Origin of the sequence: Pseudomonas sp. Irchel 3F6 (assembly GCF_900187595.1) — a bacterium.
Classification (GTDB): Bacteria; Pseudomonadota; Gammaproteobacteria; order Pseudomonadales; family Pseudomonadaceae; genus Aquipseudomonas; species Aquipseudomonas siliginis.
Genome location: NZ_FYDP01000005.1, coordinates 202016 through 218193 on the forward strand (window position 1 = coordinate 202016; position 16178 = coordinate 218193).

15 protein-coding genes are annotated in these 16178 nt (G+C 55.5%); 8 read left to right on the top strand and 7 right to left on the bottom strand.

Features of this window, described 5'->3' with window-relative positions:
• The first annotated feature begins 71 nt into the window (after positions 1-71).
• Positions 72-887, top strand: a complete 816-nt coding sequence (locus CKW30_RS18265) for a sulfite exporter TauE/SafE family protein (protein WP_095181516.1) — start codon at positions 72-74, stop codon at positions 885-887.
• A 77-nt stretch (positions 888-964) separates the two neighbouring features.
• Positions 965-1684 (top strand): hypothetical protein, encoded by a 720-nt coding sequence (locus tag CKW30_RS18270; RefSeq protein ID WP_095181634.1) that lies wholly within the window; start codon positions 965-967, stop codon positions 1682-1684.
• A 47-nt stretch (positions 1685-1731) separates the two neighbouring features.
• Here the strand turns inward: CKW30_RS18270 and CKW30_RS18275 are convergent, their stop codons facing one another.
• The 7 genes from CKW30_RS18275 to CKW30_RS18300 all read right to left on the bottom strand — a co-directional run bounded on the left by CKW30_RS18275 (position 1732) and on the right by CKW30_RS18300 (position 8742).
• Positions 1732-2718: a hypothetical protein gene (locus tag CKW30_RS18275; protein ID WP_095181517.1), complete on the bottom strand. Its 987-nt coding sequence runs from the start codon at positions 2716-2718 to the stop codon at positions 1732-1734.
• A 162-nt stretch (positions 2719-2880) separates the two neighbouring features.
• On the bottom strand, positions 2881-3615 hold the full coding sequence (locus CKW30_RS18280) for an HNH endonuclease (RefSeq protein ID WP_095181518.1): 735 nt from the start codon (positions 3613-3615) through the stop codon (positions 2881-2883).
• A gap of 113 nt (positions 3616-3728) precedes the next feature.
• Complete coding sequence (locus CKW30_RS18285) at positions 3729-4262, bottom strand: Bro-N domain-containing protein (RefSeq protein ID WP_095181519.1); 534 nt, start codon at positions 4260-4262, stop codon at positions 3729-3731.
• A gap of 418 nt (positions 4263-4680) precedes the next feature.
• Positions 4681-5637, bottom strand: a complete 957-nt coding sequence (locus CKW30_RS18290) for a sce7725 family protein (protein WP_095181520.1) — start codon at positions 5635-5637, stop codon at positions 4681-4683.
• A 28-nt stretch (positions 5638-5665) separates the two neighbouring features.
• Positions 5666-6523: a sce7726 family protein gene (locus CKW30_RS27030; protein WP_143497988.1), complete on the bottom strand. Its 858-nt coding sequence runs from the start codon at positions 6521-6523 to the stop codon at positions 5666-5668.
• A gap of 157 nt (positions 6524-6680) precedes the next feature.
• On the bottom strand, positions 6681-7931 hold the full coding sequence (locus CKW30_RS18295) for a ribonucleotide-diphosphate reductase subunit beta (RefSeq protein WP_016773579.1): 1251 nt from the start codon (positions 7929-7931) through the stop codon (positions 6681-6683).
• A 550-nt stretch (positions 7932-8481) separates the two neighbouring features.
• Complete coding sequence (locus CKW30_RS18300) at positions 8482-8742, bottom strand: DUF2790 domain-containing protein (RefSeq protein ID WP_007912695.1); 261 nt, start codon at positions 8740-8742, stop codon at positions 8482-8484.
• Between the two features lie 423 nt (positions 8743-9165).
• Here CKW30_RS18300 and acs point away from each other — a divergent pair, with 423 nt between their 5' ends.
• The 6 genes from acs (at position 9166) to CKW30_RS18330 (ending at position 15971) form a co-directional block, all read left to right on the top strand.
• On the top strand, positions 9166-11121 hold the full coding sequence (acs, locus tag CKW30_RS18305; protein ID WP_016773581.1) for an acetate--CoA ligase: 1956 nt from the start codon (positions 9166-9168) through the stop codon (positions 11119-11121).
• A gap of 694 nt (positions 11122-11815) precedes the next feature.
• A complete protein-coding gene (locus CKW30_RS18310; protein ID WP_095181521.1) occupies positions 11816-12589 on the top strand; it encodes an ABC transporter substrate-binding protein in 774 nt (257 codons plus the stop codon).
• Positions 12590-12680: 91 nt separating this feature from the next.
• A complete protein-coding gene (locus tag CKW30_RS18315; RefSeq protein ID WP_016773583.1) occupies positions 12681-13370 on the top strand; it encodes an ABC transporter permease in 690 nt (229 codons plus the stop codon).
• Positions 13367-14065, top strand: coding sequence for an ABC transporter permease (locus CKW30_RS18320; protein WP_024014019.1), 699 nt, complete (start codon positions 13367-13369; stop codon positions 14063-14065). Before CKW30_RS18315 ends, CKW30_RS18320 begins: the two co-directional genes overlap by 4 nt.
• Position 14066: 1 nt before the next feature.
• The gene (locus CKW30_RS18325) at positions 14067-15179 is read left to right on the top strand and encodes a succinylglutamate desuccinylase/aspartoacylase family protein (RefSeq protein WP_056788052.1); all 1113 of its coding nucleotides are present in this window, start codon (positions 14067-14069) and stop codon (positions 15177-15179) included.
• Between the two features lie 27 nt (positions 15180-15206).
• Positions 15207-15971 (top strand): ABC transporter ATP-binding protein, encoded by a 765-nt coding sequence (locus CKW30_RS18330; RefSeq protein WP_007912705.1) that lies wholly within the window; start codon positions 15207-15209, stop codon positions 15969-15971.
• The last annotated feature ends 207 nt before the right edge of the window (positions 15972-16178 follow it).

A 16178-nucleotide genomic window follows, 5' to 3' on the forward strand; every position in this document is an offset into this window, starting at 1 on the left:
GCCCAACTACTGAAGCCGGCCAGTGCATCACGCTCTAATGTCCTGGGCTCCCCCGATCCTGGACGCCCACCATGTTCTACCTCCTGCTTACGCTGTTCGGTTGCCTCACCGGCATCAGCGCCGTGCTCTTCGGTTTCGGCGGCGGCTTCGTCATCGTGCCGCTGCTCTATCGCATGCTCACCGCCAGCCACCCAGCCGACGACCCCATCGCGCAATCGGCCATGCACATCGCCGTGGCCACCTCGACCTGCGTGATGGTCGTCAACGCCCTGATCGCCACACGCAAACACCAGCGCGCTGGCAATCTGCTCCGGGAATACCTCTGGCCATTGGGCGGGTTTATCGGCGTGGGCGCGATCGTCGGCGCCATCGCTGCGATGTGGGTCAGCGGCGAAGTGATCCGCTACGCCTTCATCGCCTACCTGGGCCTGACCATCGTCGATTGCCTGCTGCGTCGCGGATTTCTCACCCAGTCCCAGACGACAATCCCACGGCGACTGACCACGACGGAAACATCCGCCGGCGGCGTAGGCATCGGCGCCATCGCGACGTTTCTCGGTGTAGGAGGAAGCGTCATGACCGTGCCTCTGCTACGCCGTTGCGGGCTGAGCATGTCGCAAGCGACCTCCATGGCCAACCCGCTCAGCTTGCCGGTAGCGCTGGCCGGCACACTGACGTACATGGCGCTGGCCGGGTTCACTGAGTCTGATCTGGGAGTTTGGTATATCGGGTATGTCGATGTGCTGGCGTTTGCGCTGCTGACGGTTGGTTCGTTGCTGGGGATCAGATTGGCTGCGCGGTGGATAGGGCGGATACCGGATCGGCTGCATGCCTGGATCTATATTGGTTTGCTGATCGTGGTGCTGCTGAGCATTTCGCTCAAATGAATCGTTGATTGGCGCAGGCGAAAGAAATCAGAATCAGCGGCAGAGCGTTGTCCTCCAGTCTTCAGCAGAGAACCACGATGTTGATCTTCAATTGCACCGAAGCCGCCAGTAAGTTTTTCAGCCGTGTCCATAAAGGCAAAACGATCACGCCGGTGGACACCAAACCGCCGTCATCAGTTATTGAGGATGATGAGCTGAACGGCGCGGACGAACAGTGGTTGGTTCATGCGATCACTGTGCAGCGCAAACATGCGTTGTTGGTCCTGCACATCAAAACCCGCTATTGCGTGATCCTGGCCGATGCCAAAAAGGCCGATGATCACGAGTTCGTTCTGCGCTTCACCGAGCGTTGGGTGAATGGCCTGATGATCAATGCCCAAAACCATGGCCTCGGACAATGGCTAGACCCCGAGGTGATGTTGGCGCGGATGCAACAGACTTGTGAGCACCAGCGATTCTATCGGCGCGGCCATCGCAGCGCGCAAAAACACATTGATGAAATTGCCTGGTGTTTTCGAGACAAGGTCGCTGGAACGGGTTGCTTACCACCCAATGAAGTCACGGCGATGGTTTTCGACGAACAAATGAACGACACGCCAAGAAACAGCAAGGGAGCCAAGTCCTACTACTTCCCGGACGAGGAAATGACGCTTCACTGGCTGCGCCATTATTGCTTTCTCGATGATGTCCAGCTGCATGCTGCGAAAGAGCGTCGGCATCAAGTCGCGCGGGAAATAGCGGAGATGGAGCGCAAGGCTTTTAGGGAAGAGTATGAGAGGCAAAATTCGAATGATTAAGCCGGGGCATGATGCACTCATAGGTTGAGTAACAACCCCATGTCCCCTCATTCCAACCCCGGCGCTTCACGAATAATGAAGTGATCCAGGTTCTCGATATTGGCATTGAAGACCTCGAAAGGTTTTTCGGGGTTCTTCTTGCCGGGCACCTGCTTCAGCTCCGGCGTTACGCCATAGAAGAAACAGAACAACGCCTTGTCGCTATCCACCGCGTGCTTGATCTCTTCCAGAAACGCCTTGCGCTTGCGGTAGTTGTCGATCAGCTTCTTGTTCAGATAAACGCTGACCGGATACGGCTTTTTCTTGCTGTCTTCGGGCTTCTTGAACCAGACCTTATCCTCGAAATCGATACGAAAACTGGCACTGTGGAAGTCCTCGATCTTCTTGATCCGCCCCCAGTAGATCAGCCCCTTGTTGTCCGTCAGATACTCGATCTTCTTGAAGAACGAACTATACGGCGCCGTATGCTCACCAATCTTCAACGGCATGCGCTTGAGCAAATCCTTGTCGGCGAAGTTGGAAACAAAACACTCCACCGGATGCGCAAACACACTGGTCTTGTCCGGCGCCGACTCACGACCCACCGACTCTTTACCACTGTCCGCCGCCACCCGAACCGGATCATCCCGCAACACATCCGCCGCCCCCGCTGGCGCGACAGGCTTGCGCACATACTCACGCCGGGTCAGTAACAACTCCGATGGGAAGTGTTCCTCACGCCCGTCATCCACCTCGCCATCCGCCGTCTCAACGCCAGAAGCCGACGCCTTCAAACTCACATACGGACAACCCGCCACATGCTGCGTCGTGGGCAGATTCTTGAAGTGCGGCGTGCGCACGTAATTCACGTTCTTGGCGTTGAACGTGCCCAGCTCGTTGGAAGCTTCGAACGCCGAACGACAGGCATCGTTGGGGCACTGGAAGTGTTCCTTCGCGGAATCAAACGCCACCGTCTCATCGAAATTGAGATCGCGAACATCATAGATCGACAACTTGTCGTCGAGGCTGAGGCAGTAGGCGAGATCGAATTTCATGGTGGGGCTCGGATCCTTGAGTGGGGGAGGGGTATTAATAGCGGGAGGCGGCGCGGGTTGCACTGATTGTTTTCAGGATGATGCGGAATCTGTGGGAGTCAGCCTGCTGGCGATTGATGGCATCAACCAGATTTCACGGCCGAGCGAGGGCAAGCCCTCTCGTCACATCGTTTTTCGGTTCGGGTACTCACGCTTCAACCGTTTAACCCTGTCATAGAGCGACTCGGTGAACTCCTTGCTGTCATTCGAGTGATGGCAGCGCCGATGGCAGTTCGGACAAAGAGCTACAGCGTTGCTGATTCGATCAGAACCCTTATTCGCCAAATGCCTCACGTGATGAACTTCAAGGTAAGGAGAGTCATTTTTAGTGAATGGAGCCGGTTCACCGCACCCTTCACATATCCCTTTGGCTTTCTTACGGACCCAGGCTCTAACCTTCGGGTCACGTATAAATGCAGTGCTTTGGGCGGGAGCGCGCTTCGGCTTCACAATCCCCGCAGGTTCGTCTTCAAGAGGCAGTTTCTCTAGCGCCAGAGCTCTCTGCTCTAGTGCTTCTTCATCCGCAGTCGCAACCGTTGGATCCCCAAGCGTCACCCCTTTGGCAATCAACACTGCTCGGATGGCTGGCTCAACGTTAGTCCCAACGTTTCTGGCTGGCTTGTACCCTTTGATGTGTTCCCTATGCATTCTCAGCAAAACGGCAGAGATGTTCTGCATGCGGAATTCAACTGAGCCTTCAGTGCGGTTGTGCAACGCAGATGCACGCAGCACGCGATTCTCATGCGCCTTGTTGAATTTTTGGCCGATTCGCTCAAGCTCAAACATCTTCAGGTAGGCATCAACCGCTGCCTCAATCTCAGCAACAGTCCAGTCAGTGTCTTTTTTCTTGTCGCTCATAAAATCGCCGAGGGTCGAAAACCCTCGGACGATACTGAGTGGCCATCACGGCTGTCTAGGAAAATTCTTACAGTTAATAGCGAAGAATCTCTCGAGATCCGACAACCACGTCGCTAACCCATCGAATGCTTCGAAGACTGAAACACCTGCGCAATCCTCCGCCACCAAGGAACCGATGCAGTAGCGCGCCGTTGGGACTGATCGTTCAACAGGTAGGGCATATCCCGAAGCCTAATCCAGCTCTCATCCTGCCAATGCAGCAGGCTAAGCGACATTTCGGGCCAGTTCAGCAAACTCAACATCGGCTGATCTGTATTTACCGAGCGTTCCGCGTCGCGCAACGTCGGCACAACCAGATGAGTAAGCCACTCACGTAACAACCGATTTTCCGGGACATAGTGATACACAAGTAGCGCATATACGCCGGACTCGCTGAGCATCAACAGCTTTTCAGGCTGCCGGTAATAATCAATCCACAAAAAACGATGTTGATCTTTGTCCAGCTTGGCGACCATGCGATCACTGAGATGGACGCCCATCAAGCGACCGATGTCGCGGACGCTGAACCATGGTTCGCTTTCGTGAAGGAGGCCGTGAAGATAAAGGCTATGGCGGATAAAAACTGTGGGGGTGTGTGACTCAGACATGAGCAGCCTCCCGAACAGGAAGCATAATTTCAGCAGTAAAGCTGTAGGCGTTTTCCTTCATATAGAAGGGAAAATACGTAGGCATATCCATTACCTCTACTTGATAGCTTTCTTAGGGCTAAGGCGCCGGGAGTTAAGAAACCCCAAGTAGAAGGCCGGACATATTCCCCTTACGGGTCTTGTATTAGCCCACTCCCGACATGGCAGAGGTGTTTTGTGTCCACGATAAATCCATAGGCACAAAAAAGACGCATCTTTCGGGAGCGGCCAGGCCGCTACTTGAGGCGTTTCTTAGGCACCGGAAACAAAAGCCTATGGGCATTTGTTCTCGTGGTCAAGAGCTAGATTTATGACTGAATACACAGGGATAAACATACGGTTTGTAGGCCGAACGATTTTCATCGCTCGGTCTTCTTGTTTATAGTCTTTTGTTTAAAACATCAAGCATGAGGTTGATATGGTGTTTTATTTGATATTCTTTGTTCTTTGGTAGTCCTGACCATGTGCTCTGGTTCACGTGATCATCGTAAGCTTTTAAACTACTGTTCCACCCAAACTCAGCTGGCAAGCTTCTCACTTGACGGACGAGTTTGCGCGCCATCTCTAAGAATTTTGTTTCTGCGTCGCTGATGTTTCTATCAGTTTCATCGGATACGAAGTGCTCAACCCAGATGTCTGAAGTGTTTGAGTTTTTATAGGTTATATGGCTTGCCACGGCACCAGGTTTACCGCCACCCATTTCAAGTTTTTTTCCCGTAATTGTGTAATCGCCAATTGCATAGAAGTCTTTCCCTACGGATTTGTGTTTGTCCGTAAAAAACTCTTTTCCACTATAGTCTGTGTTTCGATCAAGCTTGTTGAAAAAATCTTGAGTAATTATAGTTTTGTTTTTTGGTAATTTGGATAGCTGTGCGGTGGAGATTTTGTCGTTAAGAACAACATGGAATAAAATTTGATTGAAAGTGACGTTTGTCTGTATCTGTACTTCGCTGAGAGCTGGATTGTTGTAGAGGAGTACGACGTTCTTACCTGGATACTGGTTTAGAAACGCACCTACATCTTTTTGCGTGGTCGTGGAACCTATACAGTAACCTGGTAACAGCGTTGTATGACTGTTGAATAGGTTTTGACTAACTTTTACGAAATTTGCTTGCGTTGCAAGGTTGTTTAAATATTGGTGCTGGTTTGGGTTTGTGACGACTATCAGGGGTTTTTTATCGTTTCCAAAAGCGTCCATGCAGCGATGTATACCACTAGTATCAGAAATTACCGGCTCTATGACCGGTAACAGTCCTGTCAAGTCTGTCTTTTCACTGATTAGGGATCTTAGAGCTAGTAACTCTGATGCGCGTGCGTAAAGATACGGGCTATACATATTGCTTTCCTTGCTGATATAGGTGTGGCTAATTAAATTTTTCCTCAAGTGCTGTAAGTAATCGAGCTCTTTGAGGTCTTGATAGAGGGGTGGCGTATCCGAGAACTCTTAAATGGCTAGGGAGGCTCCTCATGAAATCAACTATTTCAGGTTTGGTTGTCCGTTGACGCATTGCATTAATATAGATTTTGTGTGCTGTTTGTTTTTCAATGTCTAAGAATATTTTTTCACAGTGGTTCCTGATGATGCCATTGGGCAGCTGAATTCTTTTGCCTGTTATTTTTTCAAGGGCTGGTAGGTATTCATCTCTTCGCAGCATTCTAAATATGATTCTTTGGTCGATGTTTAAAATGTTGCTAGTCGCTGGCTTTACTTCTGAAAGACTTCCTTTTGATGTCAGTGATAATATTCCAATATGTGTGTCGGCTTTTTCAGCATAACGCCTTGCTTGCTGTGGATGGGCGACAATGTAGATTTTATCAAAGGCTTTTGTGTAGTCTGGTGTTTGGGAAGTTAATCTTCTTGGGCTGTCGAACTCGGTTTTTATCTCATATGCTGTGGACGTTCCGTTAAATACGGCGGCGTCTACAATGGAGCTTCCTACTGGCAGCTCTATAGAAAGTGCTGAAGAGCTTGGGCTGTGCCGGCCAAAAATTATGCGGTCTGCAATGGCGGATTTGTATATGTATTCATTTCTGTAATTTTTTTGAATTGAATTGTAGGCAAAAGCGTATAATTCATTAGCTGTACTAATGTATGTGTGGTCGACTTTATCTAGATAAAGTTTGAAAATGTCGCGTGGATCCTCTCCACGGGCGAGCGACGTAAATGTTGTACGATTGAGAATCCTTGCTAGGAATCGTGCGTGATCTATATCAGGTTGCATGCCGAATTCCGAAAAAATGGTGGTGATGCGAGAGCAGTCTAGCAGGTGAGAATTGAAGAGATAAGGGCATAGTCGACGAGCTGGTTGTACTGAATAGAAAATCTAAAAAAAAGGGCTACCAGTGGTAGCCCTTGAGGTGTTTCAGCGTAGCAGCGGATCAATCCCAGCTCAACGCCCCACCAGTTTGGTATTCGATCACGCGCGTCTCAAAGAAATTCTTCTCTTTCTTCAAGTCCATGATCTCGCTCATCCAAGGGAACGGGTTGGTGGTCCCTGGGTACTCTTCTTTCAAACCAATCTGCGACAAACGACGGTTAGCGATGAACTTCAGATAATCCTCCATCATCGCCGCGTTCATACCCAACACCCCGCGAGGCATGGTGTCACGCGCGTATTCGATCTCCAGCTGCGTACCCTGCAGGATCATCTGGGTCGCTTCTTCCTTCATTTCGGCATCCCACAGGTGTGGGTTTTCGATTTTGATCTGGTTGATCACGTCGATGCCGAAGTTCAGGTGCATGGATTCGTCGCGCAGGATGTATTGGAACTGCTCGGCGACGCCGGTCATTTTGTTGCGGCGGCCCATGGAGAGGATTTGGGTGAAGCCGCAGTAGAAGAAGATGCCTTCCAGAACGCAGTAGTAGGCGATCAGGTTGCGCAGCAACTCTTTGTCGGTTTCCGGGGTGCCGGTTTCGAACTTTGGATCGGAGATCGAACGGGTGTACTTCAGGCCCCAGGCTGCTTTCTTCGCGACCGATGGAATCTCGTGGTACATGTTGAAGATTTCGCCTTCATCCATGGCCAGCGATTCGATGCAGTACTGGTAGGCGTGGGTGTGGATCGCTTCTTCGAAAGCCTGGCGCAGGATGTACTGGCGGCATTCCGGGTTGGTGATCAGGCGGTACACGGCCAGGACCAGGTTGTTGGCAACCAGGGAGTCGGCGGTGGAGAAGAAGCCGAGGTTGCGCATGACGATGCGGCGCTCGTCGTCGGTCAGGCCTTCCGGGTTTTTCCAGAGGGCGATGTCGGCGGTCATGTTGACTTCTTGCGGCATCCAGTGGTTTGCGCAACCGTCCAGATACTTCTGCCAGGCCCAGTCGTACTTGAATGGCACGAGTTGGTTGAGGTCGGCGCGGCAGTTGATCATGCGCTTTTCGTCAACGGCGACACGAGCGGAGGCGCCTTCGAGTTCGGCGAGGCCTTCGGCGACGTCGAGGGAGTTCAGTGCAGCCTTGGCGCGGGCCACGGCGGCCGAGTCGTCGGCGGTGACGGCGCGGGCTTCCAGCGCTGCGGCGCCGCCAGCGTTGTCGAGGCGGTCCATGTTGGCTTCGCTTGCGTGGCCGGCGTTGGCGCCTTTCACGGTTGCGACTTCACTGTCTTCTTTATCGAATTCGTCCCAGCTCAGCATGACGTGTCGTCTCCTGCGTGAGGGCTTGTGCCCGTGTGAAACCTGAAGGGTTGGTTTTTCACACGGCCAAACAAGCCGCGTTGGATGTCGTTTTTTGCAGCGCTGCACGCAGGCAAATAAACAGAAATTTTGACGGGTTCCGAGAGCCTCTGATGGGCGCAATCAGCGTCTGGCACTGTTGCGGGGCTTCAGAATGGCTTTTGCTCCCTGTAAGGGAATATTGCTGACCCGTATGGGGCGGCATTATAGGGAAATTTTTACCGGCGTGGTGCGGCGAATCGGCTCATGGCGAGGCCGAGGAGGGGGTGGATTTCGGTCCGACCGAGGGATTACAGGGCTTTGCGCGGAATCGGCCCCGGCAGATTTTTTTTCGTTAATTTTTTGCCAGGTGGTTTTTTGTTTAAAAAATAGCCAGAAAAGCGGGTTTTTCACTATATCTAGTGTTTTGCAAGCGTTTTTCACGGCTCCAGACACAACTGAGCCCGACCGTAGCCGGGCTGGAATCGACCCTCAATGTAGCGCTGAGCGATCCGATTCGGTGCAGTCTGGTTCAGTTCGTGCAGCCGTTGCCCATGATGCTGTAGCGCAGGATGTGGCGTTGGCCTTTGGAGTCGTCGTATTCCATTTTTGCCGGTACTACTTCGCAGACATTTGGCACTTCGCTCATCGATACAACTTTGGCGATGTCCAGATGTGTGGAGTAAGTGTATTCCTCGATTACCGGTTGTTGCTGTGCGACATCAGTCGGGACCTCGTCTGCCATGGCGGTTGCGCACAGACTGCTGAGGGCCAGAACCAATAAAGCTTTCATTTCTAATTCACCTTTTTGAGGTCGAGTGGGGTCACGCAACCTTTTTAGGGTTGCGTGTGGAGCTTGAGTAGTTGATGCGTTACTTGGAGCGCTGGATTAACGGCCTTCGTGGGGGCTGTAACGTTGTTAATCGCGGTTGCCTTGTTGGCGAGGTGAATTTTAGGGTGGTGGGGTGCAGGTAAACAGGGGCGGTTTTGATAAACACTTTTGATAGATTTGGTAACAATCGATTGAGGTCTTGGTGTCTGGCCGGATGGGGTTTGCCTGAAGGACTGCGTTGACTGCATCGCTGGCAAGCCAGCTCCCACATGGAATGCGGACATTTTGTAGGGGCTTGTTACTACCATCGTCGAATGGTTCTATGGGCCCCACCCGGCTACAACAGGGTCATACAAAAACAACTATTACACCGAGGTAGGAAAGATGAGTGCGGCTTCTCTGTATCCCGTTCGTCCCGAGGTTCTGGCTAACACGCTGACTGACGAGGCGACCTACAAAGCCATGTACCAGCAGTCGGTCGTCAACCCTGACGGCTTCTGGCGCGAGCAAGCCAAGCGTCTGGACTGGATCAAGCCCTTCACCACGGTGAAACAGACCTCGTTCGACGATCACCATGTCGACATCAAGTGGTTTGCCGACGGCACCCTGAACGTTTCCTACAACTGCCTCGACCGCCATTTGGCCGAGCGCGGCGATCAAGTCGCGATCATCTGGGAAGGCGACGATCCTTCCGAAAGCCGCAACATCACCTACCGCGAACTGCACGAACAAGTGTGCAAACTGGCCAACGCCCTGCGTGGTCAGGACGTGCACCGTGGCGACGTGGTGACCATTTACATGCCGATGATTCCCGAAGCCGTGGTCGCCATGCTGGCCTGCACCCGGATCGGCGCGATTCACTCGGTGGTGTTCGGCGGTTTCTCGCCGGAAGCCCTGGCCGGTCGCATCATCGACTGCCGTTCGAAAGTGGTGATCACCGCTGACGAGGGTATTCGTGCCGGCAAGAAGATTTCCCTCAAGGCCAACGTCGACGACGCGCTGACCAACCCGGAAACCAGCAGCATCCAGAAGGTCATCGTGTGCAAGCGCACCGGTGGCGACATCAAGTGGAACCAGCATCGCGACATCTGGTACGAAGACCTGATGAAGGTCGCGGGCACCGTTTGCGCGCCGAAAGAGATGGGCGCTGAAGAGGCACTGTTCATCCTTTATACCTCCGGCTCCACCGGCAAGCCGAAGGGCGTGCAGCACACCACCGGCGGTTATCTGCTGTATGCGGCAATGACCCACGAGCGCGTGTTCGACTACCGTCCGGGCGAAATCTACTGGTGCACCGCCGACGTCGGCTGGGTCACCGGCCACAGTTACATCGTCTACGGCCCGCTGGCCAATGGCGCGACCACCGTGCTGTTCGAAGGTGTGCCGAACTACCCGGACATCACCCGGGTGGCGAAGATCATCGACAAGCACAAGGTCAACATCCTCTACACCGCGCCGACCGCGATCCGCGCGATGATGGCTTCGGGTCAGGCGGCGGTTGAAGGCGCCGATGGCAGCAGCCTGCGTCTGCTCGGTTCGGTGGGCGAGCCGATCAACCCGGAAGCCTGGGACTGGTACTACAAGAATGTCGGCAAGTCGCGTTGCCCGATCGTCGATACCTGGTGGCAGACCGAAACCGGCGGCAACATGATGAGCCCGCTGCCGGGTGCTCACGCGCTGAAGCCGGGTTCGGCGGCGCGTCCGTTCTTCGGTGTGGTGCCGGCGCTGGTCGACAACCTCGGCAACATCATCGAGGGCGAGGCCGAAGGCAATCTGGTGATTCTCGATTCGTGGCCGGGCCAGGCGCGTACGTTGTACGGCGATCACGATCGTTTCGTCGATACCTACTTCAAGACCTTCCGTGGCATGTACTTCACCGGTGACGGCGCGCGTCGCGATGCCGATGGGTACTACTGGATCACCGGGCGCGTGGACGACGTGCTCAACGTGTCCGGGCACCGCATGGGCACCGCCGAGATCGAGAGCGCGATGGTCGCGCATCCGAAAGTTGCCGAAGCTGCGGTGGTGGGTGTGCCGCATGACATCAAGGGGCAGGGCATCTATGTCTATGTGACCTTGAAGAACGGCGAGGAGCCGACCGAGCAATTGCGCCTGGAGCTGAAGAACTGGGTGCGCAAGGAGATCGGCCCGATTGCTTCGCCGGACGTGATCCAGTGGGCGCCGGGGCTGCCGAAGACCCGTTCGGGCAAGATCATGCGCCGCATCCTGCGCAAGATCGCCACGGCGGAATACGACGGGCTGGGCGATATCTCGACCCTGGCGGATCCGGGTGTGGTGCAGCATTTGATTGATACGCACAAGACCATGAATGTTGCTTAAGCGTTAGAAGCATAGGAGCCCTGTCCGGTGATGCCGGGCGGGGCTTTTTTATGGCTGTGAGGTTTGTGGTAGCTGGGAGGGCCTCTTCGCGAGCAGGCTCGCTCCCACAAGGAAGCGGGCGCATTTCAAATGTGGGAGCGAGCCTGCTCGCGAAGGCGATCTGTCAGACACCGCAGTAGTCAGCTGTAGGAAACCGCAACACCCCAACCAATAATTATCGATCTCCCCCGTCAGACCTTTCCCGCTGTTACCCGCCACAACCCAATGTGTAACCGCCCGCGCCAAACCGGGGCGAAGGGAAACGCGGTGCGCTGTTTTAGAGCCTCCAAAGCCCTGCTGAAAAATAAGACATAACGCTGCGCTTGCCGGATTAGAAGGGTTTACGAATAATAGGCCCGCAACTTGCAATATGTATCGGTTCACTGTCTTTCGCTCTTGCATGAATTTGCAGGGCTGTCAATGAGCTCAAACCGCTTTCTCGGTGCATCTGTAATTAGTTGTCGCATTGAAGAAATATCGGCTTCGGGCCTGTCGTTAGAATGCCGATCACTCGCTCATCGTGGCTGACGTTGAAATCGCCTGCGGTTCCAATGGGAAATTTCCGCCGATGCGCAACCGATTTCCGATTCACCCATTCGCATATTGGGCTGTCGCTCACTCTGCCGTTTTTGCCCTTTACCGATGGAGTCCCAAGATGAAGAAACTTGTGCTGCTTGGCGCCCTGGCACTGTCCGTGCTGTCGATGAATGCCTTCGCTGACGAAAAACCGCTGAAGATCGGCATCGAAGCGGCTTACCCTCCATTCGCTTCGAAAGCACCGGACGGCAGCATCGTCGGTTTCGACTACGACATCGGCAACGCGCTGTGCGAAGAAATGAAGGTCAAGTGCGTGTGGGTCGAGCAAGAGTTCGACGGTCTGATCCCGGCTCTCAAAGTGCGCAAGATCGACGCCATCCTGTCGTCGATGTCGATCACCGAAGATCGCAAGAAGTCGGTCGATTTCACCAACAAGTACTACAACACCCCGGCGCGTCTGGTCATGAAGGCCGGCACTCAGGTCAGCGATGGTCTGGCTGAGCTGAAAGGCAAGAACATCGGCGTACAGCGTGGCTCGATCCACGAGCGTTTCGCCCGCGAAGTTCTCGCTCCACTGGGCGCCGAGATCAAGCCGTACGGCTCGCAGAACGAAATCTACCTCGACGTGGCTGCCGGTCGCCTCGACGGAACCGTGGCTGACGCTACCCTGCTCGACGACGGCTTCCTGAAAACCGACGCCGGCAAAGGCTTCGCGTTCGTCGGCCCGGCCTTCACCGACGTCAAATACTTCGGCGACGGCGTAGGTATCGCGGTGCGCAAGGGCGACGCCCTGAAAGACAAGATCAACACTGCCATCGCGGCCATCCGCGAGAACGGCAAATACAAGGCAATCCAGGACAAGTACTTCGCCTTCGATATCTACGGCAAGTAACACGTCTCTGCGACAAGTCCGAAATGGCGCAAGCAACAGAATCTCTGCGGTTTGCGCCATTTTTTCATCCCAACTTTCGAGGACCTGAATCATGTTGAAAGGCTACGGGGCTGTCATCCTCGATGGCGCATGGCTGACGCTTCAGCTCGCCTTGTCGTCCATGGCTCTGGCCATCGTTCTCGGGCTGATCGGTGTCGCGTTGCGCCTGTCGCCGGTGCGCTGGCTGGCGTGGCTGGGCGATCTGTATTCGACGGTGATCCGCGGCATTCCCGACCTGGTGCTGATCCTGCTGATCTTCTACGGCGGTCAGGACTTGCTCAATCGCGTCGCACCGATGCTCGGCTATGACGACTACATCGACCTGAACCCGCTGGCCGCCGGTATCGGTACCCTCGGTTTCATCTTCGGTGCGTACCTCTCGGAAACCTTCCGTGGTGCGTTCATGGCGATCCCCAAGGGCCAGGCCGAAGCGGGCATGGCCTACGGCATGAGCAGTTTTCAGGTGTTCTTCCGGGTGATGGTGCCGCAGATGATTCGTCTGGCGATTCCCGGCTTCACCAACAACTGGCTGGTACTGACCAAGGCCACCGCGCTGATCTCCGTGGTCGGTCTGCAAGACATGATGTTCAAGGCCAAGCAGGCGGCGGATGCCACGCGTGAGCCTTTCACCTTCTTCCTCGCAGTGGCGGCAATGTACCTGGTGATCACCAGTGTTTCGTTGCTGGCATTGCGTCACCTTGAGAAGCGCTACTCGGTAGGCGTAAGGGCGGCTGATCTATGATCTTCGACTACAACGTCATCTGGGAGGCACTGCCGCTGTACTTCAGCGGCCTGCTGACCACCCTCAAACTGCTCGCGCTGTCGCTGTTCTTCGGTTTGCTCGCGGCGTTGCCGCTGGGGCTGATGCGCGTCTCGAAAAACCCGTTCGTCAATGGCGCCGCGTGGCTGTACACCTACGTGATTCGCGGCACGCCGATGCTGGTTCAGCTGTTCCTGATCTACTACGGTCTGGCCCAGTTCGAAGCGGTACGCGAAAGCTTCCTGTGGCCGTGGCTGTCCAGCGCAACGTTCTGTGCCTGCCTGGCTTTTGCCGTGAACACCAGCGCCTATACCGCGGAAATTATCGCCGGCAGCCTCAAGGCCACGCCGAACGGTGAGATCGAAGCGGCCAAGGCCATGGGCATGTCGCGCTTCAAGCTGTACAAGCGCATCCTGCTGCCGTCGGCCCTGCGCCGGGCGCTGCCGCAGTACAGCAACGAAGTGATCATGATGCTGCAGACCACCAGTCTGGCGTCGATCGTGACCCTGATCGACATCACTGGCGCGGCACGTACCGTCAACGCGCAGTTCTACCTGCCGTTCGAGGCGTACATCACTGCCGGCGTGTTCTACCTGTGCCTGACCTTCATTCTGGTCAAGCTGTTCAAACTGGCCGAGCGTCGCTGGTTGAGCTACCTCGCGCCACGGAAGCACTGATATGCAACGCATCGACCACGTATTGCCGTGGAGCCACCTGGGCAGCGAGCGCAAGGTTTCGGTTTTCCGGTTCGGTGAGGGCGAGCGCAAGGCCTACATCCAGGCCAGCCTGCACGCCGATGAACTGCCGGGCATGCGCACCGCCTGGGAGCTGAAAAAGCGCCTCGGCGAACTCGAAGCCCAAGGCTTGCTCAACGGCGTGATCGAGCTGGTGCCGGTGGCCAATCCGATCGGCCTCGGGCAATTGCTGCAAGGCAATTTCCAGGGCCGCTTCGAGGCGGGCAGCGGCAAGAATTTCAATCGTGATTTCGTCGAGCTCAGCGCGCCGGTCGCGGCGGCGCTGGGCGAAAAACTCGGTGATGATCCCCATGCCAACGTGCGCCTGATCCGTCAGGCAATGGCCGACCACCTGGCCGGATTGCCTGAAGCAAGCAGCCAGTTGCAAGGCATGCAACGTGTGCTGCTCAGCCACGCCTGCACCGCCGATGTGGTGCTGGACCTGCACTGCGATGCCGAAGCCGCGCTGCACATGTATGCGCTGCCGCAGCACTGGCCGCAGTGGCGTTCGCTGTCGGCGCACCTGAACGTCAAGGTTGGTCTGCTCGCGGAAGATTCCGGCGGCAGCTCCTTCGATGAAGCCTGCTCGTTGCCTTGGCTGCGCCTGTCGCGGCAGTTCCCCGAGGCGCAGATTCCGCTGGCGTGTCTGGCGACGACGATCGAGCTGGGCGGGCAGGCCGACACCGGCCGCGTCGAAGCCGAGGCTTATGCTGAAGGCATTCTGGCGTTCCTTGCCGAGCAAGGTCTGATCACCGGCGAGTGGCCGGACCCGGCCTTCGAACCGTGCGAAGGCATGCCCTTCGAAGGCACCGAATTGTTGTTCGCACCGCACCCCGGTGTGGTGAGTTTTTCCCGCAGGCCTGGCGAATGGGTCGAGGCGGGCGATGAGATTTTTCAAGTGATCGACCCTGTGTCCGATCGGGTCAGCACGGTATGTGCTGGTACGTCCGGGGTGCTGTTTGCCATTGAACGGCTGCGCTATGCCCAACCCGGTTTCTGGCTGGCCAAGGTGGCGGGGCGCGAAGCGCTGCGTCACGGGCGCTTGCTCAACGACTGACTGACTGTTTTTGTGAGAACCGACCGCATGTACAAACTTGAAGTCCAAGACCTGCATAAACGCTATGGCAGTCACGAAGTGCTCAAGGGCGTGTCCCTGAAAGCCGCCGCCGGCGATGTGATCAGCATCATCGGCTCCAGTGGCTCCGGCAAAAGTACTTTCCTGCGTTGCATCAACCTGCTCGAGCAGCCGCACGCCGGCAAGATCCTGCTCAACAACGAAGAGCTGAAACTGGTGGCGAACAAGGATGGCGCGCTGAAAGCCGCTGATCCAAAACAGCTGCAACGCATGCGTTCGCGCCTGTCGATGGTGTTCCAGCATTTCAATCTGTGGTCGCACATGACCGCGATTGAAAACATCATGGAGGCACCGGTGCACGTGCTCGGCGTACCCAAGTACGAAGCGCGCGAAAAAGCCGAGTACTACCTGAACAAGGTTGGCGTGGCCCATCGCAAAGACGCGTTCCCGGGGCACATGTCCGGCGGCGAACAGCAGCGCGTGGCGATCGCCCGTGCGCTGGCGATGGAACCGGAAGTGATGCTGTTCGACGAACCGACTTCGGCCCTCGACCCAGAGCTGGTGGGCGACGTATTGAAAGTCATGCAGGCGCTGGCGCAGGAAGGCCGCACCATGGTCGTGGTAACCCACGAAATGGGCTTCGCCCGTGAAGTGTCGAACCAGCTGGTGTTCCTGCACAAAGGCGTCGTCGAAGAAAGCGGCAACCCGCGCGAAGTGCTGGTCAACCCGCAGTCGGAGCGCTTGCAGCAGTTTCTGTCGGGCAGCCTGAAATAAATCAGGGCTGCCGTTGCGCACCAGATTAGGTCATGCTTCGCGATCTTCTGGCTGGCTCAGATCCCTGTGGGAGCGAGCCTGCTCGCGAAAGCGGTACAACAGCCAGCAATTATGTTGACTGGTACACCGCCTTCGCGAGCAGGCTCGCTCCCACATTCTGATCTTCACCGGTTTCAGGATTTGTGTTCATTTCCGGGCTAGCATTGG

Coding starts and splice junctions, on each gene's coding strand:
- CKW30_RS18265 (WP_095181516.1), top strand. CDS start 72: ATGTTCTACCTCCTGCTTACGCTGTTCGGTTGCCTCACCGGCATCAGC.
- CKW30_RS18270 (WP_095181634.1), top strand. CDS start 965: ATGTTGATCTTCAATTGCACCGAAGCCGCCAGTAAGTTTTTCAGCCGT.
- CKW30_RS18275 (WP_095181517.1), bottom strand. CDS start 2,718: ATGAAATTCGATCTCGCCTACTGCCTCAGCCTCGACGACAAGTTGTCG.
- CKW30_RS18280 (WP_095181518.1), bottom strand. CDS start 3,615: ATGAGCGACAAGAAAAAAGACACTGACTGGACTGTTGCTGAGATTGAG.
- CKW30_RS18285 (WP_095181519.1), bottom strand. CDS start 4,262: ATGTCTGAGTCACACACCCCCACAGTTTTTATCCGCCATAGCCTTTAT.
- CKW30_RS18290 (WP_095181520.1), bottom strand. CDS start 5,637: ATGTATAGCCCGTATCTTTACGCACGCGCATCAGAGTTACTAGCTCTA.
- CKW30_RS27030 (WP_143497988.1), bottom strand. CDS start 6,523: ATGCAACCTGATATAGATCACGCACGATTCCTAGCAAGGATTCTCAAT.
- CKW30_RS18295 (WP_016773579.1), bottom strand. CDS start 7,931: ATGCTGAGCTGGGACGAATTCGATAAAGAAGACAGTGAAGTCGCAACC.
- CKW30_RS18300 (WP_007912695.1), bottom strand. CDS start 8,742: ATGAAAGCTTTATTGGTTCTGGCCCTCAGCAGTCTGTGCGCAACCGCC.
- acs (WP_016773581.1), top strand. CDS start 9,166: ATGAGTGCGGCTTCTCTGTATCCCGTTCGTCCCGAGGTTCTGGCTAAC.
- CKW30_RS18310 (WP_095181521.1), top strand. CDS start 11,816: ATGAAGAAACTTGTGCTGCTTGGCGCCCTGGCACTGTCCGTGCTGTCG.
- CKW30_RS18315 (WP_016773583.1), top strand. CDS start 12,681: ATGTTGAAAGGCTACGGGGCTGTCATCCTCGATGGCGCATGGCTGACG.
- CKW30_RS18320 (WP_024014019.1), top strand. CDS start 13,367: ATGATCTTCGACTACAACGTCATCTGGGAGGCACTGCCGCTGTACTTC.
- CKW30_RS18325 (WP_056788052.1), top strand. CDS start 14,067: ATGCAACGCATCGACCACGTATTGCCGTGGAGCCACCTGGGCAGCGAG.
- CKW30_RS18330 (WP_007912705.1), top strand. CDS start 15,207: ATGTACAAACTTGAAGTCCAAGACCTGCATAAACGCTATGGCAGTCAC.